The 1,031-nt window shown below is 55.0% G+C and carries 1 protein-coding gene; it reads left to right on the top strand.

Going from position 1 to position 1,031, the window contains the following annotated elements; translation table 11 throughout:
• Nucleotides 1-296 precede the first annotated feature (296 nt).
• A partial coding sequence (locus BLW97_RS18380) for a heavy metal translocating P-type ATPase (protein ID WP_143215004.1) occupies nucleotides 297-1,031 on the top strand: 735 nt, incomplete at its 3' end.

The raw sequence follows: 1,031 nt of genomic DNA, 5'->3' as shown, positions 1-1,031 counted from the left end.
TTACTCTGACAACATTTTTGAAAAATGTAAAACAGAGCGCATGGAGGGTGTTGGTATTCGCTATGCAAAAATGGTCAAACTCACCTCATCTTCGTTCCACGGCGAAGACGTTTTCAGGGCTGTATCGGTGAGTCTGTGACAGAACGTGCAATCCTAACACAAAAACCACGCTTGACCTTGCAGTGGGCCTTAATGTTTATCATGGACTGATGGTGGTGGTAGCAGGCTTTTACAGGAATCGTCTGTGAGAGGTAATCCACTGGACATAGCGGATATCACCGTGAGGGGGCATGTTTATGGATGAAAAAACTCGTGGACAGCTTGAGATTGGCATAGACGGGATGACCTGCGCCTCTTGTAGCGCTAGGGTGGAGAGGGCATTGGGAAAGCTGCCCGGAGTCACCTCGGCCAGTGTAAACCTGGCGACCGAGCGAGCCGAAGTATTTTTCGACCCACAGCAACTCGATGCCGCCCGCATTGCCGGAGCGATCCGCGCGACCGGCTACACACCGGTGACCGATGAGATTGATCTTGTGGTGGAGGGCATGACCTGCGCTTCCTGTGTGGGTCGCGTAGAGCGTGCACTCAGAAAGCAATCTGCCGTGCTGGAGGCTGTGGTGAATCTGGCTACCGAGCGTGCGCATGTACGCTACATTCCAGCCATGATCAGTACGAACGAGTTGGCCAGCATTGTAAGCGCGGCGGGTTACGCCGCGCATCCTGTTCAGGAAGACGAGGGACAGGATGGCAATGAGACAGACCAGCGCCGTGCGAGTTTGCGCGCCATGGGCCGTGATGTCATCGTCGCTGCAGTGCTGGCTATGGCGATTCTGGTGTTGTCCATGGGTGCCTCCTTCTTCCCCGCTTTTGACCGCGCCCTAATGATCACCAGCCCTTTTGCACATTTCTGGGAGTGGGTGCAGTTTGTGCTTGCCAGTATCGTGTTGTTCGGTCCCGGTAGGCGGTTTTTTAAGCCGGGACTGATCGCCTACCGTCACCTTTCGCCAGACATGAACTCCCTGGTGGCCACC

It is taken from the genome of Acidithiobacillus albertensis (assembly GCF_001931655.1).
GTDB lineage: Bacteria > Pseudomonadota > Gammaproteobacteria > Acidithiobacillales > Acidithiobacillaceae > Acidithiobacillus > Acidithiobacillus thiooxidans.
The sequence above is the reverse complement of the archived record's forward strand: the minus strand, read 5'-3'. Positions and strand labels throughout refer to the sequence as shown.